Here is a 20,301-nt window from a genome sequence, read left to right on the forward strand (position 1 = left end):
TACTTCCTTCTGCCACATCCGAGCTAATGCTTGTTACACTTTAGTACCAGTCGTATCGAAATTCTCTTCTCCTCGATCCTCCGGCGGCGAATAAGTCGCCATGCCCCGCGACTGCGCATAAAGGGCAGCTTGGGTGCGATCGCTCAGATTTAATTTTTGAAAGATGCGGCTGACATGTTTCTTGACCGTGAATTCGCTATTCATCAGCTTCTTCGCCATAGCGCCGTTAGACAATCCTTCGCCGAGCGAGATCAACACTTCTCTCTCCTTCGGCGTCAGCTTCTCGAGCGGATCGTCCGCTTCCTTCCGGATCAACACTTCCATGAGACCTTGATCGAAGTATTTTCGTCCCCTGCCAACCATTTTGATGGCGAGCAGGAGCTCCTCAGGCATTGAATCCTTCAACACATAGCCGTCGGCGCCGCTCTCCTCGGCCCTGCGAACATCAAATTCCGCCGCAGACGAAGTGAGCATGATGAAACGGCATGGAAGATGACGGAGATTTTCCACCAATTCGAACCCGGATTGATCTCCGAGCCTGATATCGATAATCGCCAAATCAGGCTCCGTCCTCTCTATCGTCTCCAGCGCATCTTCTACCCCCTCCGATACCCCGACGACTTCGATTTCCTCTTCATTTGCAAGAACGGCAATCAACCCTTTTCGGACCAATGGATGGTCATCAACGATAACGACCTTCATGCGTATCACCCGCTTTTCGTATTTTGACTGGTTGCTTCATTTGCGTTGACAACGTCGGCCAGCGGCAACCAGAGAAGTATCCGGGTTCCGAATCCTTCCTTGCTCACGATATCAAAAGTGCCACCAAGCGATACGGCCAGCGCATGCATATTGCATAACCCGAAGCCGGAATTGGTTTTGTTCATCTTAGACCTGACGTCAAAACCGACCCCATTGTCTTCAATCATGAGTTTGACGGCATCTTGCTTCAGGGTCAACTCGACGTGCACGCAGCTGCTCTCGCCGTGGCGGATCGCATTTCCCACCCCTTCCAAAATGATTCGGTACAAAGCTTTCTGGTGGTTGATGGATAGGAGGCTGCAGGATTTGGGAGCTTGAAAATCGATGCTGATACCGTTGAGCTTGGCCTGATTGGCCAAATGTGATTTGATAATTCCGATCCAGGAGGCTTTTCCGCTCTTGGATGAGCTAAGGCTGTGAATCGTGGCCCGCAGTTCACCGGAAGCCGACGAGGCCGCTTCCTGGATTTCCTTCATCTGCTCCAGCTTTTGTTCTTCGGTCATGTCTTTCCAGCCGCATTTCATGGAATGGATGGCGTAAATGATACCGAACAAATGCTGGGAAACGCAATCGTGAAGCTCCTCGGCGATCCGGTTTCGCTCCTCAATAAGAAGCCGTTTGGATTCGATCTGAATTGTCATCGTTATCATCACCTTTCTTGCCGCACATTGAACACAATTGCCGTCGTAAAATTCAGCAAACCTGTGATCTTGACCTTCCCGGAATGATCAAATGCGCTGCGAATAATGAGAAATCCCTAATGTATTCGTCATATATCTCATTTTTTGACAACGCTTTCTATTCTCAACATATCTCGTGGGAATTGTCATGGACATGCTACAGGAGTACCGAATTTGTTAATCGAACATCCACATGTTAACAGTGACTTTGGTCTCAATTCCTTCGTATAGCTTTTGTCGATTGATCTCTTTTTTCGAAGCTTCGACCCTTTCGCGGACTCGGAGCGGAAATTTGCAGGATTGCAGAATTTGAAAGAAATCTTTAAGGTTTGAAAGCGTTTCTTAATTTCGCTTTTGAGATGTTACAGTATGTGTCGGGCGCGCAGGCCTCATTACCCATACTGAACCATGAATTCGAAGCACTTGGTATGGCATCGGTTGACGCCAGTTTATAGCTTCGGACACAAATTAGACACAATTAATGTTATTTTCATACGACCTATATAAATATCCCCATAGAATTTTATGTAAATTTTGTATTCACCATCCACCCTCTGCCCAAATAGTGGTATTAGGCATGGTGCTTTTGCACAAAATAAATCGGAAACGATTAGATTTATGAGAGAAAAAATGTTGGATATCGAGCAAATGAGATCCGTTATTTTTTTCTCTCGCGGCGAGTCGTTACTGCCTGATCCATCCTTCTGGAATTTCGAGCTCACGGATTATTTTTGCCGGTATTCCGGCAACAAGGACATTTTTGGGAACGTCTTTATTCACGATGCTACCGGCGGCGACGACCGAGTTCTCGCCGATTGTCACGCCGGGAAGGATCGTGCACCGCGTTCCGATCCATACATTGTTCCGAATGACGATCGGCTTGCTCGAACCCGGATCGTCGTTAACGTCCAATTGATGATAGGTACTGTCGAGGATGCTGGTACGAGGGCCGATTTTGACATTGGCTCCGATCGTAACGCGGTGACGGGCGGCTATGCCGACACCTGCATTGATAAACGTATTATCGCCGATTTCCAATACTGCTCCTGTTTCTACGGTAAGCTGCGTTGCCCAAGGTTTTCCAACGAATCGAACTCGTTTCCCTATTCGAATCGTCCCCGATTTGTTCACGTACAGCTTTCCTTTAATCCAAGGAAGTTCTCGCAGACTGTGACCCCCTTTTCCAAATCTGATCATCCATTTAAACTTCCTGAACGCATTGACAAACATCATGATTCGACCTCCAACATCAGTTTATGTTTCGGCAAGCATTTACCCACAGCGGTATGCATATGAAACATGAAAAATCGCAAATCTCAAAAATAATTTAATAACTTGTGTGTTCATGGCATCATTATTTGTGCCGGACGTAAAAATATGACGCAAATTCAGCAAGCTGCCAGAGGAGACCGAACACAATATGGCTGCTGCTGTTCTCTCTTCCGGCGGTTCCGCTCGATCAATTAGTTGCTGGCGAATGAAATGCGCTGAAGGAGCCACCCTCTCTGTTCCCCCCTTGCCGTTCATGATTTAGAAATATCGTATTCCAGCGGAAATAGGAATGGATAGAAAGACCCTTTTTGTGTCTGTAATGATCATTTACAAGTTGATGAGAATCTCCGCATACTCTCCTGCCGTGAGCTCGGAGTGCAGGCAACACGAAAAAAGAGCATCCGTTCGGATGCTCTTTCACAATTAAAGCTGCGCGTACACTCTGACCTCGACGATTTCAGCATGGCAGGCGCCGTTGACGGACTGTACCGTGATGCGAAGCCGACTTGCAGCCATAACCGCGTCAAGCTTATGCACCTGTTTGCGCTTGCGGTTGTCGATCCCCTTGGCGATCGTCACCCACTCTCCGTTCGACTCCGCCTGCACGGTATAATTGCGGACCAGCTCGGGAATAACTTCAAACGGCGTGCGGTGATGATGCAGATTGATCAAATCCTCGTTAACATCGTCGTTGAACGTCAGGTGAACCGTCCGCACGTTGACCGGATCCGGCCAACTGAGCTCCAGCCATTCGTCCACTCCGGCCTGCATCGGTGCGGATGACCACATATGCGGACCGGCATACGGCCGGTTATAGCCGTCGACCGCTTTGTCCGGCGAGAATGCCTGCGTCGGAGAAACCAGCCGGAAGCAAAACGTTTTGCGGGCAAACGGACGCATGCTCCACTGAACGACGGGCTGACCCGGCTGATGATCCTCCAGCTCTGACGAGACGACCGGCTTCGGACCTTTCAGAAAAGCCAGCACGCCCGTATGCGGCTGATCGGACAGACCGAGCGAGAGCTTCCCGTTCGCCTTAATAATAATAAAAGCGTTCTGCGCCGCTGCCGGACGCCAGCTCAGATCGAGTCTCACCCACTGGTTGCCGCCTTTGGCAACCCGGACGGAAGCAGACGAAATCCGCGTATGAGGCACATAGTTTTCACCGCGGCCGGTGTCCCACAGCTCGGCTTCCAGCACGGCATCAGCCTCCGCGTCGATCAACAGCTCAAGGCCGCCGATTTCCGGATCGGCCGGCACGAGCAGACCCACATCAGCCTCAAGCGAATACGATTCCATCGGCTGTTCGACCGCAATTCGCGTGCGCGTGCTCGATGCCGTCACCTCCACCTGTCGCGCAAGATCGTCCGGATCCGTGTTGCGCAGTCCAATGACTGACGCGTCGCAGCGCAGCAGCGTCTGCTGCAGCTCCCCCATATGGTTCCGTTGCAGCTCGCGCGGCGTTATTCCTTTCCGAACGCTTAGCGCTGCGCCTAATCCGGCCGCCTCGCCAATTACGGCGCAGGTCGCCATAACGCGGGTCGTACCGAAGGCCACATGCGAAGCGCTGATATTGCGGCCGGCCATCATCAGGTTGGAGACATTCGCGGAATAGAGCGAGCGGAACGGAAGATGATAAATGCCGTCGGCATGCAGATGCTTGGAGCCGCTTTCGGTTGAATATACGCCTTGCGGCGGATGCAGATCGATCGACCAGCCGCCGAACGCGACGCGGTCTTCGAACTCCCGCTGCGCCACGATATCGTTCTGGTTTAATACATAGTCTCCGATAAAACGGCGGTACTCGCGTTTACCCGGCACCGAGCCGACCCACTCCAGCGTCATGTTCTGCGCATCGAACTGACCGGAGTTTTTAATGAAATCCCATATGCCGTAAATGACGGACCACAGCTCGTCGCGAATCCGTTCATTATCGTCAACCGTATCGAGCTCCCCGCCCCACTCGATCCACCAATACGCGCAGCCATTGTCTCCGCTGCGAATGACCCGTTTGAGCGGAATGGTTGTGTCGGCGATATTTACCGCAAAGCCCGGCGGGACGTATTTGACCGGATGTCCGGCGTCTTTCGTATAGAACAGCAGGGTGCTGCCCAGCGTGATGCCGTCTGCCGCAAGCGGCGCCCAATCTTCATCGTATTCGTCTCTTGCCTCCCGGCCGATCCGGTACTGCGCCCCGGCAAGAAAGCCGACGAGACCATCGCCGGTGCAATCGAGGAACATCCTGCTCTCGAAGCGGATCCGCCGTTCCGAGCCCATCATCCAGCCGGTAACCGACCTAATCGACCGTTCGGCCTCGCTGCCGTCCGCCTCCACCTCGTGCACGTCGGTGTTCAGAAACAGCGTAATATTGTGCTCCGCACGCACCGTCTCCAGCACGACCAGATCCCAGTAATACGGATTCCCGTCCGGATTGCGGAATTGGTTCTCGACGAACATCTCGCCCATGATGCCTGTTTCCCGCGCATAACGGTTCGTTCCGTGTGCGGTCGCGCCGCACACCCATACCCGCACTTCACTGCTGGAATTGCCGCCGAGCACCGGCCGGTTCTGCACAAGCGACACGGTTTGACCCGCTCTTGCTGCGGCAACTGCCGCGCATACGCCTGCCAACCCGCCTCCAATTACGGTGATATCCGAATAAACAACCTCCTGCTTCACCGGTACGCACCCCTTTGCAAGTTTTATTCATATCCTTTATTTCATCATATAGCAACCTCTTTTCAAATAACATGCATCCTATTACAATAAACCATATACTTTATTTCAAAAATGTGATGAATCATCAGATATGGGACAACCGAAAGCAACCGGTCTGTATGAGAGGGAGCAAGGCTCTCTGCCAGGGTTAATCGAAGGTAGAAGGTAATAATTTCCACTGGGAGTCAGTTGAAACCAAGAGGCAAGGCTCTCCGCTGGGAGTCAGTTGAAGTCAGGAGGGACTAGGCATGAACGGTGAAGGTTTCGCCCGATTGGCAAGTCACGTTTATTGGCACCGGAAAAAGCAATTTGCGCTCGAACGGGACAGCTATCCGTATTGGACGCTGTTTGCGGCCGAAGAAGGACGGTTCTCATTCGCGATCGGACCGAATGAAGGAGAGGCCGGTTTCGGCGACTTGGTTTTATGCCCGCCAGGTACGTCTTTTTATCGGAAGACGCTGGAGACGCTTTCCTTTCATTTTCTGCAGTTTCATTGGGAATCGGGAGCTGATAACGGTAAGACGCCTTTATGGGCGGGCAAGTTGAGCGTATCGGATACGGAACGGTTGTCCTCCGACTTCGCTTATTTGAGGAGACTGCCGGCATACGGCAAGGATGACGGGGCTGTTCGCTCCTGCGAAGAGCATCTATTAAACGATTTGTGGCGGATGGCGGTTATGGAGCAGGTTGTTCAGATCAATGCCGGACTGACGCCGACGGTCGATTCGCACTTTCAGCACGCCCGGGATTATCTGCTCGCGAATGCTTACAGTGCCTTGAGCATGCGGAACTTGGCGGACGCTATCGGGCTGACGCCCGTGCAGTTGACCCGCGGATTCCAATCGGCATACGGCATGACGCCGACTGAATTCGTAACCGGGCTGCGGCTCGACCGGGCATGCCGGCTGCTGGAGGAGACGGCGCTGAGCATCGATCGGATCGCTCACATGTGCGGGTATGAGAACGGCTTTTACTTAAGCCGCTTGTTCAGCCGCAAGAAAGGGATCAGCCCTTCCATATACCGTCAAAACCGCCGTGTGTAGAACGTAGACGGCCTCAAGCCGTCTTAGAACCGGTTCCGGTTCCGGTGAACACCGGAGGCGGCAGGAACCAGAACCGCAATCTGCTGCGATTTCTTCGTCTTCAGGCTGCGCGCCGTCTGATTTGGCCGATAACCGAGCTGTTCAATCGCATCCAGCGCCTTGCGCGGGGTTGCCTCCTTCACCAAATTGCGGTTATTAATACGTACGAGACGACGGCGACGGACACTCCGGCCCGGTCCGCCACTTCTTGTCTGGTTGCCACGGTTATACCGCCTCCGTTCCCGCTTTGACAAGGTAATATGCCAGTTATTCCTGCTTATATGCGCTGCCTTCCGAATCCGGGCTTTCTGCTGGTAGTATTTGCTTCAATGGTATCATGGAATCATCCGGAACATAATAGTTGAACGGGTTGTCGCTGATGTCGCCGAGCAGCTGCCTGCGGATCGGACTCGCATCCTTGAGCAGACGTTCCGAAGCGGTCCGGTAATCGATCGGGCGTATCCAGATCGGGCTGTACCCGAGGAACAGCTGACGGCGCGTATGTCCGGAACGGTTCGGCGCCCCGGCATGCCACAGATTTTGCGGAAAAATAAAAACGTCTCCCGGCATGCCGCAAATTTGAATTTCGTCCGGCAGCTGATCGCGTACATTTTGTGAATCGGGACGGTATACACGGTTATGCGAACGCGGGATGATCTTCGTATTGCCGCGATCCGGCTCAGACATATCACTCAATATATAACAAGTTTTAATATAATACGTCGAAGTAAGGCCATCGATGGTCGGGAACCGCGGATGTGGTCCGTCTTGATGCCAGTTGATGAAGCTGCCCGTGGCCGTCTTGATATCCTGCGGATTAGGTTTCCGCACGGTCAGATGGGAAATGTGCAGCTGGATGTTGTATCCAAGCAGTTGAACGATAAGCGGCAGTACGGCCGGTTCATCGATTAAAGAGGCGATTTCGTCATGACGCTCTACGCTGTTATAAACGTTATAAGAGAGCGATTCCGGCTCTTCCGCCAATATTCCGTCAATAGCGGCATTTAACCGCGCCACCTTATCCGCGGACAACACGCCCTTAAGCAGCAAGTAACCCTCTTCTTGAAACTGCTTGGCTAATTCCGGAACGGCCAGTTGAACAGTCATTGTACATCCCCCCTCAAAGTTTTATCGATACTTCCAGACTCATCAACTACGCGAGCTAAAAACGATCATGCCTACGGTTAAGCCGGCTTTATAGACTTTCGATTCATCTCGATTGTTCGCGGCCTACTCTCTGAACAGGAGGGCAACCAGGCACGAAAGAAAGCTTCCCGCCTTCTTACGTGCCGCAGCCCGCAATCCTCTGTTATTTCAAGTAGCCAAGCTCCTTTAACTGACGTTCCGCTTCTTCCATATACACCTTGTAATTCATGGACGATTCCAGTGTCTGGAGGAACGTGTCGTATTCGCCGATCGGTCGCTTGCCGTAAATGAACTTGGTCAGCTCTTCCTCAATATAGCGCGTTGCATCGACGGCGTTGTAGCCTTCCGGGTAATCGATGAAACCGCCATATGATTGGATATGAGGCTGCTTGTCGGCAAATTCGATATACGGCTTCTGTTTCGCGAACTTCACCTGCAAATATTCCATTTCCGGACGTCCGGTAAACTGATACAGCCAGAAATATGCCCCTTCCTTGCCAAGCAGCTCCGTCGGAACGACGGTATCGCCATCCAGATTGTAATGCTTTCCTTCAACGCCGTACTGCACAAGCTTGGAGCCGTCCGTGGAAACATAGTTCAACATCTCGATCACTTTGTTCAGCTTCTCCGGATTTTTCTCGAGCGATTTCGGAATCGCATAGAGCGCCGGCGTCATCCCGACATCCCACGAGCTGACATACTGGCCGCCGGGACCTTGGGGAGCCTCCAGCTGCATCCATTCCGCGTTCGGATTGACCGCTTTGATCTGTTCGGCGAACTGATCTTTCGTAATATTCGGCCAATCGATATAAATAATGCCCACCTGCCCTTTAATCGCTTTCTCCTGATGCTGCAGACCGGAATTCGCCATCAGCTCGGGGTCTACGGCGCCCGCGTCGACAAGCTTCTTGATATAGGTCAGCGCATCCTTCATATTCGGGTCATATAGCGAGTTAATCAGTTTATTGTCGTGAATGTACAAGCTAGGGCCGCCTTCGAATCCGATGCCGTAAGCGCCGAATATGGTGTTGAACGCACCCATTTTGCCTCCGGTTATGCCGAATGTGTCCTTCTTGCCATTGCCGTCGGGATCGCCGTCCGTGAACGCCTTGGCGACCGTATACAGCTCGTCGAGCGTCTTCGGCGGCTGCAGCTGCAGCTTATCCAGCCAGTCTTTGCGCACCCAGTATGTGTTGTACGGAATTTGCGGCGATTTGGCGATCGCATACACGCTGCCGTTCATCGTTCCTTTCTTCAAACTGTCTTCCCCGATAAAATCGATCGTCGGCTTCAGCTTATCCTGGTAAGCCGTCAGATCGAGCAGCAGTCCCTGTTCGGAAAATTGTTTCAGCTGCTGACGGTCCACCGTAAACAGATCCGGGAAATTGGCTGACGCCATCCGGACGTTCAGCTGGTTCTTGTAATCGTCCCCTGAAGCATACACCGTCAAGTTCAAATCGGTCCCCAGCGCTTTATCCAGCTCCTGCTTGATCGTATCCTGGTCTGGTGAAGGCAGGCCGTTGCCCGGCTCGATAATATCGAGCTTTACCGCTTTACCGGATGATTTCGCCGGTGCGGGAGAATCCGCTAGTCCACCGGCGCCCGTCTCCTTCGGTTTCGCGTTGCCGCACGCCGCCAGCAACATGCCCAGCAGAACGATAATAGTAGTCAACGCAACCCGTTTTGTCTTTTTCATCGTGCTATGCAGCCCCTTTCAAATTCCATATTAAAAAGCCATATTGCTTATGTGAATCCGTCAGCCGCCGCTGCTTCAGCCCTGCAGTGCCAAGCAGATGGCTGGCCGAACCGGCGTTCAACCTTTGACGGAGCCGAGCAGCATTCCTTTCGTAAAATGCTTCTGGATGAACGGATACACCACGATGATCGGAAGGCTTGCCGTAATGACGGCCGCCATCTGCATCGTCTCGGTCGGCAGCACGTTCTCGGCATTTTCAAGGGGCTGCTGGGTCATCATCAGAATTTCGCGAATAATGACCTGCAGCGGAAACAGCGAACGGTCGGTTACATACATAATGGCCTGAAAAAACTCGTTCCAATGGCCGACCATATAGAACAAGCCGATCGTCAGCATGGAAGGGACGGACAGCGGTACGACGATTTGCAGTAAAATACGCAGCTCCTTCGCACCGTCGATCCGCGCAGATTCAAACAGCTCCTCCGGCATCCCTTCGTAGAAGCTTTTCATAATAAGCACGTTGAAGCTCCAGACGGCGTTCGGCAGTATCATCGACCAGACGGAATCGAGCAGGCCGAGCGACTTTACGACCAGATACGTCGGAATGATCCCCCCGCTGAACAGCATGGTGAACAGAATCATAAGCAGGAAGAAGCTGCGGCCCGGCATCAGCTTGCGGCTGAGCGGATAAGCCATCAAGGCGGTCAGAACCAGGTTGACGGCGGTGCCGGCAATCGTAATGAAGGCGGTAACGGCGAACGCCCGGGGAATGCCCGTCTGCGTAAACAGCTGCTCGTAGGCCGAGAACGTAACCGCTTTTGGAATAAGAATGAACCCGCCGTTCTTGAGCACTTCCGATATAGGAGTGATGGATACGGATACAACGTACATAAGCGGCAATATCGCTCCAAGCGCAGCCAGTCCGAGAAACAGGCAGACCAGCAGGTTGAAGATACGGTCCTCCAAGCTTTTTACCATATGCCTTCGCCCCATTTCTTGGCCAATTGATTGGAGCCGAGCACGAGCACGAGGCCGATGGCCGATTTGAACAGGCCGACCGCCGCTCCAAGACTGAAATTAAGCTGCTGGAGACCGGTGCGGAACACCCAGGTATCGAGAATATCGGCTACCGAATACACCTGAATGTTGTATAAAATATAAATCTGATCGAAGCCGGCGTCCATGATCTGACCGAGCTTCAGAATGAGCAGCAGCACGATCACGTTGCGGATGCCGGGGAGCGTAATATGCCAGATCATCCGCAGTCTCCCGGAGCCGTCGACCTTCGCCGCCTCATAGAGAGTCGGATCGATGCCCGTCATCGCCGCCAAATAAATGATCGCTCCCCAACCGAGGTCCTTCCATATTTCCGAACCCACTAGAATCGCGCGGAAATGGTCGGGGGATGTCAGGAATGGAATGGACGACAAGCCCGCATCCTCGAGCAAACGGTTGAACAAGCCGGAACTCTGCGACATGAGCGCGAGCAGAATGCCGTAAATAATAACCCACGACAGGAAATGCGGCATGTACGTCAGCGTCTGTACGACGGACTTGAACCACTTCAACCGGCATTCGTTGAGAAGCAGCGCCATGGCGATCGGCGGCACGATACCAAATATGAGCTTGTAGAAGCTGATCAGAAACGTATTGACGAGCAGTTGCGAGAAATAAGGCGAATTGAAAAATTGCGTGAAGTATTTGTACCACGGATCCGCCCAACCGCTGCCGAGAATGCCGTCAACCATGCTGTAATCCTTGAATGCGATGATGACCCCGTACATGGGCAAATAGCGGAACAAAATGTAGTAAATAACTCCAGGCAGCAGCATGATATAGAAGGCGCGAAAGGCCCATGCTCTCTTGCCCAGCTGCTTGATTTGCTGTGGTCCCGCCGCTTTGGGAACCGTCACCGGAACCGCTAGCTTATCCATCGAATCACCCCACCGTCTTCATGTGTGCGCTTTCATTTGCGTGTTTCCAGTATAGCAGGCGCATTTCCGGCGTTCTATGCAGTGATTCTGCGAAACTGTTTCAATTATTGCAAACGCTTACGGGTATGCTTCCATATCATCATGCAGGGAAGCTGGGAGCTCGATCCGAATCAGCGTGCCTATGTCCGGCAGACTGAAAATACGGAGACCGTAGGGCTCTCCGTAATGAAGCCGGATACGTTCGTGCACGTTCATAACGCCGATGCCCGTAAACCGGTGCTTGTTAGACGGCGCCTTCCGCCGCTCCAAGAAGACGCTCTCGAGACGGGCCGCATCCATCCCCGCCCCGTTGTCCCGCATAATGATGACGAGCCGCCCGCGGACCAGCTTCGTGCGAATCCGAATTGTTCCTTCCCGTTTCAGCGGCGCAAGTCCGTGAAAGATCGCGTTCTCCACGAGCGGCTGCAAAGTCAGCTTCAGCATGACGCAGCGCAGCGCGGCCGGTTCGGTATCGAGCTGCACTGCAAATTTGTCTCCATATCTCACCTGCTGGATATGAACGTACATCCGCAAGCCTTCCAGTTCCTCCTCCAGCGTCACGAACTCGCTCTTCTTGTCGAAGCTGAACGAGAGCAGACCGACGAGCGATTTGATCGTTTCCCGAACTGCACCGGTTTTCTGCTGCTTCGCAAGACTGCTTATGCAGGCGAGCGTATTGTACAGGAAATGCGGCGCGATCTGGCTCTGCAGCATTTTGAGCTCGTACTGCTGCTTGCGCGTCTCGGCTTCTTTTATTTCGTGCACTAGGTGTTGAATGCGTTCCATCATCGCGTTGTAGCTTTTGGCCAGCTTGCCGATTTCGTCGTTCCGGTTTACCGTAATGCCAGACAGCACCTCCACCTCCCGCACCCGGTTCATCTTGGCGACCAGCGTCCGGATGGGATGGGCGAAATACCGGCTCAGCAAGTAGGAACCGAACAGCAGCAGGACCACCCAAACCAGGGCGACATTCCCGTAATTGCGGTATAACGCCGTTATATTCTGATAGAAATAGCTGTCTTCGTAGAATGCAATAAAATGCCACCCGAGCCGGTTCATCCCGGCCTTGACCGCAACCAGCTTGCCGGTCGGCCCGTCGATTTGCGACACGCCCGTTTTAAGATTGGTCATCTCCGCCAGAAATGACGAATCGAGCCGGGGCGGAAAGACATCCGTATGATAGGGCAGCAGGCGGTAGAAGCTGAGCGGCAGGCTGGTTTCGAACGACTGCACCGCATTTCCTTTGCCCGTTACGATCGCGAACGTCTGATTTTTCGTATTCATGAACGTGGCGAGCAGTCCGGTCAGCTTGTTCAAATCGATTTCCACGACCGCCATTCCTTTGAAGCTTCGGTCCTTGCCGGCAATCGGAAGCACGAAGGCGACCGTCCGGCCGGACAGCGGCGATTCGTAAGGCTCCGTTATGAAGACGCCGTAGCTGCTTCTAGCTTGCTCCAGCAGGCTCCCGAGGGCGGGATTGCCCATTATTTCGAAGTTGACCTGCGTATTGGACAATACCTTGCCATCGGTCCGAACCAGATAGAGCGTCCGATACAGCGTGCTGTTCGGCGCGGCGTATTGACGCAGAAGCTTCACCGCTTCGTCTTCCTTGCCCTCGTCAAGCAGGTCCGAACGGGCTGAGAGCAGCAGCAATATGCTTTGCACATTGTCCAGATAGGCGTTTAAGTAGAGATTGGTCCGATCGATGATGATCTCCGCATCGCTTACCACCTGTTTGCGGAACAGTTGCTCCGCATCCTTCAAATTCAGCCAAGCGAGCAGGCCGTAGAGCAGCAGCGTGCCGATAAACAGAAACAAGAAATGCTTCAACGCGATACTTAGGCTGCTTATCCATCGGGTCAATCGCGGCACTTTCGTATCATCCTTTCTTGAATTCGGTGGGGGAGACACCGGTTCTTCCTCGGAATACGACGGAGAAATAACGGTAGCTCGGTATGCCGACCCGCCCGGCTACTTCGTACACTTTCAGCGACGTCGTCTGCAGCAGCCGGATGGCCTGATCGATTCTCAGCCGGGTCAAATAATCGTTGAACGATTCCCCGGTTTCTTCCCGGAACAGCCGGCTTAAATAAAAAGAGCTCAATCCGACCTCCTCCGCAATCGACGTCAACGTTATCGGTTCCGCAAGCTTCCGCGCCATCAACTGCATCGCCAATTGCACTTCCTTGCGCCATTTCCGGGGCTCCCCCGTTCCGCTCTCTGCGGACTCGGGGCGGCCGGCTGCCTGCGAATCGGATAGCACTTCGCCGGAATTGTGGAAGTAGGCGATCGACGGCCCCGGCTCCGACCGCTTGATCGCCGCAAGCAAACCCGCCGTGTCGGTTACGGGACCTCCCAGGAGCGTATACAGCTTTACCTCTCCGCTTAAGTAAGGAAGCTGGCGGTCGAGTCCATGCTGCAGCGCAATCATCAGTTTCTCCGCCGTTTGCCTGAATTGTTCCCGGTCCCATGCCGCAGAGGAAGCGGAATTAAACCACAGCATATGATCCGATTCGCCAAGCGGCGTCCAATCGAACTGATCGTGCGGAAGCAGCCGCTGCTCGTCCAGAGCCTGATGCAGCGCAACGATGACTTCGTAGCGGTATTCCGGCTTGAACACCGCATGCAGCCTGGCCGTAATAAGCGGGCTTGCCACTTCACCCTTCTCCGGGATTGCGCTTGCATCGCCGGCCCATAGCCGCCCGACCAGATCGTCCGGTCCTTCGCCTTCTTTCAGCAGCTGAGCCAGCAGCCGCGACAGCTCGGTGCGTCTTCCGTACCGCTCGCTGCGCCGGTTGGCATACTCACGGCGGATCGCTTCCCGTGCTTTGTCCAGTACCGCCCGCATATCTTCCTCGTCCAGCGCCACTTTGATCAAATAGTCGAGTGCCCCGAGCTTCAGCGCTTCCCGGGCATATTCGAATTCGCTGTGGCACGTGAGCAGTACGATCTGGGTTAGCGGATAACGGCCGCGAAGCCGCCGACACAGCTCAAGCCCGTCCATGACCGGCATCGTAATGTCGGTAATGACAACATCCGGCCGCAAGCCGTCACACATCTGCAGCGCTTCTTCCCCGTTCTCCGCTTCGCCTGCAAGCTCCGCCCCATAATCCGGCCAAGGAAAAGAGCGCAGATCTTCCCGCAGCGGCTGCTCGTCATCTACGATCAGAACCGTTAGCACAGGCTTGGACATCATTAATCCACCTCCAACTCATTTGATTCGATTATAGAACGAAAAGAAAAAAAGAGCATTCGCTCGATGCTCTTTCGATATGTGTTGGCGATTATCGCCGCCGTACCTGCCTTTTCATATTGCTCCTGCCCGTTGCCCGGGTCGATTTGGTCAAGGAAGCGCCCGGTTATGTGTTGGACAGACGAATAACAGGCCCGAATACGGCGGCCAGCAACTGTTATAAGGGCGAGGGGCTATCGACCAAGTGATTACGATCGCTTGGGAGACAGCCCCTTCGTATAGAAACGTTCAAAAACCCTATGCAAATCTTACGATGGAATTCCTCTGACGCGATCCCATATATCTCCCCACACAAAATCCGTTTCCTCCGAACCTCAATGCCAATTTCTCGGCCTTCCTGGCCGTGACGTAAAGCGTTGACAGCAGGTTCTCCAATACACGCCGCAGATGTACCCGATCGTCCAGACAAATAGCGGCGACTCCGTGAATTGACCGTAGGCGTAATGGCGGCTTTTTGGAAATCCGGATAAAACCCGATCCAAACTTTCTGTGCCACGTCCTTCAAGTTGATTAGATGAAGAGCGGAGGAGATGATTTCTCTCCAGTTTCATAGGCCTTTCTCGCGCATTCGTCGATTACATCGCTGCTGATGAAGGGCGCCATCGTTTGAAGGGCAGAGATCCCTCCTTGCTCGTAGGCTTTCCGCGCGCATTCGTCGATTACATCTCTGCTGATGAAGGGCGCCATCGTTTGAAGGGCAGAGATCCCTCCTTGCTCGTAGGCTTTCCGCGCGCATTCGTCGATTACATCGCTGCTAATGAAGGGCGCGATCGATTGAAGGACAGAGATCCCTCCTTGCTCGTAGGCTTTCCGCGCGCACTCGTCCAGCACTTCATCGCTGATGAAGGGAGCCATCGATACCAGAGACGTTATCCCGCCGGCTTCGTATGCGCTTCTCGCGCATTCACTAATCGCCTCATCGCTAAGGAATGGCGCGATCGACTGAAGGGCATGAATCCCCTCCTGTCCAAAGGCTTTCCGCGCGCATTCGTCCAGCACTTCGTCGCTGATGAAGGGAGCTATCGATACCAGAGACGTTATCCCGCCGGCTTCGTATGCGCTTCTCGCGCATTCGCTAATCACCTCTTCGCTAAGGAATGGCGCGATCGATTGAAGGGCATGAATCCCCTCCTGCCCGAAGGCTTTCCGCGCGCATTCGTCCAGCACTTCGTCGCTGATGAATGGGGCCATGGATAACAAAGAAGATAATCCTCCAGCATCAAACGACTTTCTCGCGCATTCGCCGATCAATTCTTCACTCAAGAACGGCGCTATAGGCGCAAGCTCGTCTAATGCCACCTTCTCTTTAACGCTTTCAAACACCTCTTCGACCTGCTCTGTTCTAAGTATCGGAGCAACTTCCGAGATTTCCTGTATCGATAGCTCATGCTGCTGCAGATAACCGTCGGCGGTTCGGTTGAGCATATGCTTGAGCAGCTCGGTTCCTTTGCCATTCTCGAGAATCTCGTCGATGCTTACGCCAAATACTTCAGCGAGCTGGGGAAGCTTGGAGATGTCGGGCATCGTCTCTCCCCGTTCCCAGTTGCTGACCGCCTGATGGCGAATGCCAAGCTGATCCGCCAATCCCATCTGAGTCATCCCCGCCTGGTTCCTCAACTTGGCAATATTTCTGCCTACTTTGACCATATTAAACACGGCTATCACCCTTTCGTTCGAGATGATCTCAGTGTATCCGCTGCGGGGCAATCTGTATATCAAGTCGTGCTTGAGTCGGTCATCCAGGGGTAACTGCAGCAGCCGCTACCTATTAAAGCGATAATTGAATTTGCTGCAGCGATCCTAAAGCCCGCTGCTCCAATACCGAGATCTCTCTCAAACTCGCAAGCAAATCTTCCTTATCGCCCCGGCCAAACAACTCGCGCGGCTGCTCGTAGGGATACTGTTCTTTCAACCTTCTGACTCGCATTGATATTTCACTGTAGAGCTGGATAGCTTCATCAACCGCCTGCCGCGCTTCTGCGCTGCATGCATCCTTCATCTCTTCCAGAAAGAGCTTCGCATGTAATCTGGCCTCGCTGACAACCTCGATAACCAGGGCAAAATCATACTTCAGAACAGCATCGCGTTCTATCGCCGCGATCCACTCCTCGTAAGCTCTGGGGCCGACATAATAGGTTTGCCCGAATTCTTCATAAGCAGCTTCAGTATTCAATCGCAGGACAAACCGGAGGGCTTCCTCGAATGCGGCTAATTCATCTTCCGCTGCGGCAGGACTGGCCCAATGCAAGGAGACTACTCCGCCGGTTGCAGCGCTTGGTTCGGCTTGGCTGCGTTCCAGGGCACAATTCACGCATGGACAGCGGCTTAAGCCTAGCAAGTTCCAAGGAATGACATCTTCACTATGCTGATAACCCGTATGCCATGAATCGATATAGTAACCCGTCTCATCATACCCCGTTATAACGCTGGTCTGGTCAAGCTGAGCGATATTCTTGGCAAACACAGGTTTGCCGGAATCCACTGCCGCTCTCGCCCTGTTCCACGCCTCGGCTTGCAGGTCGGCGAAAGTTTCGCCGTCCGCATGCGCGTGAATTCCTTCTATATGTACCCCAAGATTGCTTGCGAGTCTATAAATGTCCGGTATCGGCGGACCTGCATTGGGATGTATGGCGCGCTCATCAAGCACATGAAGAAAGGCGAGCCCTGTCATCCCATATATGCGCGTTGGCGTTATAGCGATATGGTAGTAATCCGCAGCAGACTTGATCGCCCCGAGCTGCGAGGCATCCATTCCGGCAAAACCGTAATGCTCCAGGTTTACCCTTGTCGTGATTCTATTCTCCATTCACAACCGCCTCTTTTCGACTAATAGGAATAACAGGCAGTACCCGCTGCTCCCCAAATCCGGGCACTTTTCCATTATATAACAATAACAACAAAGCAGACAGGCCTTCCGCACCGAAAAATCCGCCAATAGCGGTTTCCATTCACGATGTCCGACTGACTGCTTTAACCATATGACGGATGCGGATTGCATCATCATCCTTTCTCAAAGCTCTGCTGCATCTGGTAGGCCGCTTCGTCAGGCGTTATGCTCCCGAAGGCAAGCGCTTGAAGGACGAGGAACAGCGACTGCTGGACATCCGATTCCTGCAGCTCCCTCGGTCCGGATACGCCCTTATTCAAATATTCGAGCGTCATCCGGAGCGCCTCCTTCTCGACGGTACCGTACATCCACTCTTCGTCCACCCTCACTTCGGAAGCGCTGGGGAGAACCTGCAGCATTTCAGTCCACATTTGCTGTCCCTCGCCGACGGTCATAAATTGTATGAACCGCCACACGGCGCCTTTGTTCCGTGAATCTTTGTTCATCCCCCAGGCAATGTCGACAGTGGCCGTAACATTGCGCTTGCCTGCCTCTATGAGCTGCGGCAGCGGGAACATCCCGAACCGGGGCGGGTCGTAAAGCATTCCTGCCGATTGCCTCGTCATACTGCTCAGCTGCCAGGAGCCGAGGCTCACCATAGCCTGCTTGCCGCTGTTGAACTGTCGGAACGCGTCCGGGTAGACGGAGTGATGAAACGCGTCTGTTGAGAAGATGCCTTCCGCAAACATCCGCTGCCACCAGCGGAACGATTCCACGAGCAGCGGATCGGTCCAGGGAAGGAGCCCCTGCTCCGCTTGATACACGCTCCCCGGCGCCACTTGACCGGCAATCGCCATGAACACGTCGCGGCAAGCCCAGCCTTCCTTCGCTCCGATTCCGATTCCCCGAAACATGCCCGGTTCGGCTTTGGAGAGCACAGCAACAATATGCGTTAGATCATCATACGTCGTCGGCGGCTGCAGTCCGTGCTTCTGAAACAGCTTGTCGTTATATAAAATAATCGGCGCTACGGTCATGCCCCCGGGCAGCACATAGTAATCTTCGCCCGAGAAAGCGGCCTGCTTCAGAGCGATATCGAGAAACTTCGAGCGCCACTCCGTTCCCCAGGTTCGCTCGGCATATGGCCGCAGCGGTTCCAGGTAAGACTTGAACTGATTGGCATTCGCGCCGACCTGCATGGCGATGACGTCCGGCCCGTTGCCGCTGGCGAGCCCGACAGCCAGCTTCTGGAAGAATGCGCCCGATTCCCCGATATGCTTGACGACGAGATCGATGTCGGGGTTGAGCTGTTCGAATGCCCGTTCCAGCTTCGGCATTTGGTCGGGAGACGGAATCCATTTCCAGAATGTAATTTTGTATTTCTTCTGCACGACAGAGACCGCATCCGAATCACTGCGATTAACGGACTGGCTGGAGCCGCAGCCGGCAATCCCCAGTGTGAGCAGCACGATTGCAGTCATCAATAAACGGCTATTTCGCGTTATTCTCATCGCCTTCCCTCGCTTTTCGCTTCCCTTAAACCAACCGCCCTCTTCCGCCTCTCGTATTGGGTCGGGGTCATGCCTTCCACCGACTTGAACACCCTGAAGAAGTAATTGTAATTATGAAATCCGACTTGTTCGTAGATATCTTTAATTTTCAATCCGCCGCCGATCATCGTCTTCGCCGACTCAATGCGGATCTTGTTCAAATATTCGACGAACGGCACGCCCATCTCTTGCCGGAACAAACGGCTCAAATAAGCCGGATGAATGCCGATATGGCCGGCTACCTCGCCAAGCGACAAGTCCTCGCGATATCGGTCCCGCATGCAGCCGACCGCTTTCTTCACGTAGGGGGAAGCACCTTTCGTCTGAATATCCGTAAACCCTTCGATCAGCTCCGCCTCCTCCCTGACGCCGATAACCGGCACATCGCCGGGTAACGGCTCTTGATCGGCGGCGGACGGATCTTGGCCGTCATTGGCGGTATCGATTTGCTCCATTGCAGACGAGAACGCAGCCGCCATTAGGCCGGCTTCCTTGAACGGTGCGCTTATCCCATAGGCAAGCTGCACGTTCATAAATTTCGCATACAGCGCGGCTAGCCGAGTCGCATAGTGACGTATGTCCTCACCGAGCTTCAGCTCGCTGCGATACGATGCAGCCGGATACAGGACGGCAAACCGGCTCTCGCCGATATACGCCATCGTGCCGGTGAAGTTCTGTTCATGCAAGGCGAGTAGAGATTGGACCCACAGCTCTTTTTCTTTCTCGGTAAACCGCTTGGTCAACGATTCGCCGTTCGTTATTCGCAGTGCAATAACGATGAAGCAATCCTTGTCCAGCCCGCAGTTAGCCATCTGCTGAAGAGAGACGGCCGGCGCGGCGTCTTGCCCGAGCAGACCGTTTCGGACGATGCGCCTTCTCTCCGCATCGCTGCAGACGGGCAGCGGCGAAGGAGCGGCAGCGGCACTAGCGTCCGCCTCGTATTCTTTCAGCCCGCTTCTGGCCTTCTCGAGCGCCGCAAGCAGAGACTCCGGGCTGAGCCGGTCTTTGAGCAAGTAATCGACGGCGCCATTACGGAACGTCTCCCTCACATAGTCATACCGGTCATAGCTGCTCAGCATAATGAGCCTGGCGGTAAGCCGGGCCGTATTCAGATGGCCCGACAGCGCCACGCCGTCCATTCCCGGCATGTACACGTCCGATATGATAATATCGGGCTGAAGCGCCGGCAGCTGCTTCACCGCTGCCGTCCCGCTGTCGAAAACCCCGCATATCCGATAGCCGTGGGCCTCCCAGGCGATAAGCTTGAGCAGGTGATTCCGGGCGAGCACTTCATCATCCACAATGACAACCTGATGCATCGCGTTCTCCTCCTTCGTCGTTT

Annotated in this window: 16 protein-coding genes; 1 reads left to right on the forward strand and 15 read right to left on the reverse strand. The window is 53.8% G+C overall.

Going from position 1 to position 20,301, the window contains the following annotated elements; all coding sequences use genetic code 11:
* Nucleotides 1–33: 33 nt before the first annotated feature.
* From L1F29_RS27550 to L1F29_RS27565, 4 genes are all read right to left on the reverse strand, one after another.
* Nucleotides 34–702: a response regulator gene (locus L1F29_RS27550; protein WP_258385220.1), complete on the reverse strand. Its 669-nt coding sequence runs from the start codon at nt 700–702 to the stop codon at nt 34–36.
* Between the two features lie 5 nt (nt 703–707).
* Nucleotides 708–1,403, reverse strand: a complete 696-nt coding sequence (locus L1F29_RS27555; protein WP_258385221.1) for a sensor histidine kinase — start codon at nt 1,401–1,403, stop codon at nt 708–710.
* Nucleotides 1,404–2,126: 723 nt separating this feature from the next.
* Complete coding sequence (locus tag L1F29_RS27560; RefSeq protein WP_258385222.1) at nt 2,127–2,639, reverse strand: acyltransferase; 513 nt, start codon at nt 2,637–2,639, stop codon at nt 2,127–2,129.
* Nucleotides 2,640–3,137: 498 nt separating this feature from the next.
* A complete protein-coding gene (locus L1F29_RS27565) occupies nt 3,138–5,393 on the reverse strand; it encodes an FAD-dependent oxidoreductase (RefSeq protein WP_258385223.1) in 2,256 nt (751 codons plus the stop codon).
* Nucleotides 5,394–5,680: 287 nt separating this feature from the next.
* Here L1F29_RS27565 and L1F29_RS27570 point away from each other — a divergent pair, with 287 nt between their 5' ends.
* Nucleotides 5,681–6,475 carry an AraC family transcriptional regulator gene (locus L1F29_RS27570; protein WP_258385224.1) on the forward strand — a complete coding sequence of 265 codons (795 nt, stop codon included), beginning with the start codon at nt 5,681–5,683 and terminating at the stop codon, nt 6,473–6,475.
* A 23-nt stretch (nt 6,476–6,498) separates the two neighbouring features.
* On the opposite strand, the gene L1F29_RS27575 is transcribed toward L1F29_RS27570, so the two are convergent.
* From L1F29_RS27575 to L1F29_RS27630, 11 genes are all read right to left on the reverse strand, one after another.
* Nucleotides 6,499–6,657, reverse strand: coding sequence for a hypothetical protein (locus tag L1F29_RS27575; RefSeq protein WP_258385225.1), 159 nt, complete (start codon nt 6,655–6,657; stop codon nt 6,499–6,501).
* 124 nt (nt 6,658–6,781) lie between these two features.
* Nucleotides 6,782–7,621, reverse strand: a complete 840-nt coding sequence (locus tag L1F29_RS27585; protein WP_258385226.1) for a phytanoyl-CoA dioxygenase family protein — start codon at nt 7,619–7,621, stop codon at nt 6,782–6,784.
* A 202-nt stretch (nt 7,622–7,823) separates the two neighbouring features.
* A complete protein-coding gene (locus L1F29_RS27590) occupies nt 7,824–9,356 on the reverse strand; it encodes an extracellular solute-binding protein (RefSeq protein WP_258385227.1) in 1,533 nt (510 codons plus the stop codon).
* A 117-nt stretch (nt 9,357–9,473) separates the two neighbouring features.
* Entirely contained in the window at nt 9,474–10,334 is an 861-nt protein-coding gene (locus L1F29_RS27595; RefSeq protein ID WP_258385228.1) for a carbohydrate ABC transporter permease, read from the reverse strand.
* Complete coding sequence (locus L1F29_RS27600) at nt 10,328–11,188, reverse strand: ABC transporter permease (RefSeq protein ID WP_373876568.1); 861 nt, start codon at nt 11,186–11,188, stop codon at nt 10,328–10,330. The genes L1F29_RS27595 and L1F29_RS27600 overlap by 7 nt, the downstream gene beginning before the upstream one ends.
* A gap of 219 nt (nt 11,189–11,407) precedes the next feature.
* Complete coding sequence (locus L1F29_RS27605; protein WP_258385230.1) at nt 11,408–13,201, reverse strand: sensor histidine kinase; 1,794 nt, start codon at nt 13,199–13,201, stop codon at nt 11,408–11,410.
* Between the two features lie 7 nt (nt 13,202–13,208).
* On the reverse strand, nt 13,209–14,525 hold the full coding sequence (locus L1F29_RS27610; RefSeq protein WP_258385231.1) for a response regulator transcription factor: 1,317 nt from the start codon (nt 14,523–14,525) through the stop codon (nt 13,209–13,211).
* Between the two features lie 567 nt (nt 14,526–15,092).
* On the reverse strand, nt 15,093–16,181 hold the full coding sequence (locus tag L1F29_RS27615; protein ID WP_258385232.1) for a helix-turn-helix domain-containing protein: 1,089 nt from the start codon (nt 16,179–16,181) through the stop codon (nt 15,093–15,095).
* 169 nt (nt 16,182–16,350) lie between these two features.
* On the reverse strand, nt 16,351–17,388 hold the full coding sequence (locus tag L1F29_RS27620) for a hypothetical protein (protein WP_258385233.1): 1,038 nt from the start codon (nt 17,386–17,388) through the stop codon (nt 16,351–16,353).
* A gap of 194 nt (nt 17,389–17,582) precedes the next feature.
* Nucleotides 17,583–18,920, reverse strand: a complete 1,338-nt coding sequence (locus L1F29_RS27625) for an ABC transporter substrate-binding protein (protein ID WP_258385234.1) — start codon at nt 18,918–18,920, stop codon at nt 17,583–17,585.
* On the reverse strand, nt 18,917–20,278 hold the full coding sequence (locus L1F29_RS27630; protein WP_258385235.1) for a response regulator transcription factor: 1,362 nt from the start codon (nt 20,276–20,278) through the stop codon (nt 18,917–18,919). Before L1F29_RS27630 ends, L1F29_RS27625 begins: the two co-directional genes overlap by 4 nt.
* Between the last annotated feature and the right edge of the window lie 23 nt (nt 20,279–20,301).

This window comes from Paenibacillus spongiae, from assembly GCF_024734895.1.
Lineage (GTDB): Bacteria > Bacillota > Bacilli > Paenibacillales > Paenibacillaceae > Paenibacillus_Z > Paenibacillus_Z spongiae.

Bases quoted from the DNA above. Each gene is read 5' to 3' on its own strand.
- L1F29_RS27550 (WP_258385220.1), bottom strand. From the start codon at position 702: ATGAAGGTCGTTATCGTTGATGACCATCCATTGGTCCGAAAAGGGTTG.
- L1F29_RS27555 (WP_258385221.1), bottom strand. From the start codon at position 1,403: ATGACAATTCAGATCGAATCCAAACGGCTTCTTATTGAGGAGCGAAAC.
- L1F29_RS27560 (WP_258385222.1), bottom strand. From the start codon at position 2,639: ATGATCAGATTTGGAAAAGGGGGTCACAGTCTGCGAGAACTTCCTTGG.
- L1F29_RS27570 (WP_258385224.1), top strand. From the start codon at position 5,681: ATGAACGGTGAAGGTTTCGCCCGATTGGCAAGTCACGTTTATTGGCAC.
- L1F29_RS27585 (WP_258385226.1), bottom strand. From the start codon at position 7,621: ATGACTGTTCAACTGGCCGTTCCGGAATTAGCCAAGCAGTTTCAAGAA.
- L1F29_RS27590 (WP_258385227.1), bottom strand. From the start codon at position 9,356: ATGAAAAAGACAAAACGGGTTGCGTTGACTACTATTATCGTTCTGCTG.
- L1F29_RS27595 (WP_258385228.1), bottom strand. From the start codon at position 10,334: ATGGTAAAAAGCTTGGAGGACCGTATCTTCAACCTGCTGGTCTGCCTG.
- L1F29_RS27600 (WP_373876568.1), bottom strand. From the start codon at position 11,188: ATGCTGCTGCCTGGAGTTATTTACTACATTTTGTTCCGCTATTTGCCC.
- L1F29_RS27610 (WP_258385231.1), bottom strand. From the start codon at position 14,525: ATGATGTCCAAGCCTGTGCTAACGGTTCTGATCGTAGATGACGAGCAG.
- L1F29_RS27615 (WP_258385232.1), bottom strand. From the start codon at position 16,181: ATGACTCAGATGGGATTGGCGGATCAGCTTGGCATTCGCCATCAGGCG.
- L1F29_RS27620 (WP_258385233.1), bottom strand. From the start codon at position 17,388: ATGGAGAATAGAATCACGACAAGGGTAAACCTGGAGCATTACGGTTTT.
- L1F29_RS27625 (WP_258385234.1), bottom strand. From the start codon at position 18,920: ATGAGAATAACGCGAAATAGCCGTTTATTGATGACTGCAATCGTGCTG.
- L1F29_RS27630 (WP_258385235.1), bottom strand. From the start codon at position 20,278: ATGCATCAGGTTGTCATTGTGGATGATGAAGTGCTCGCCCGGAATCAC.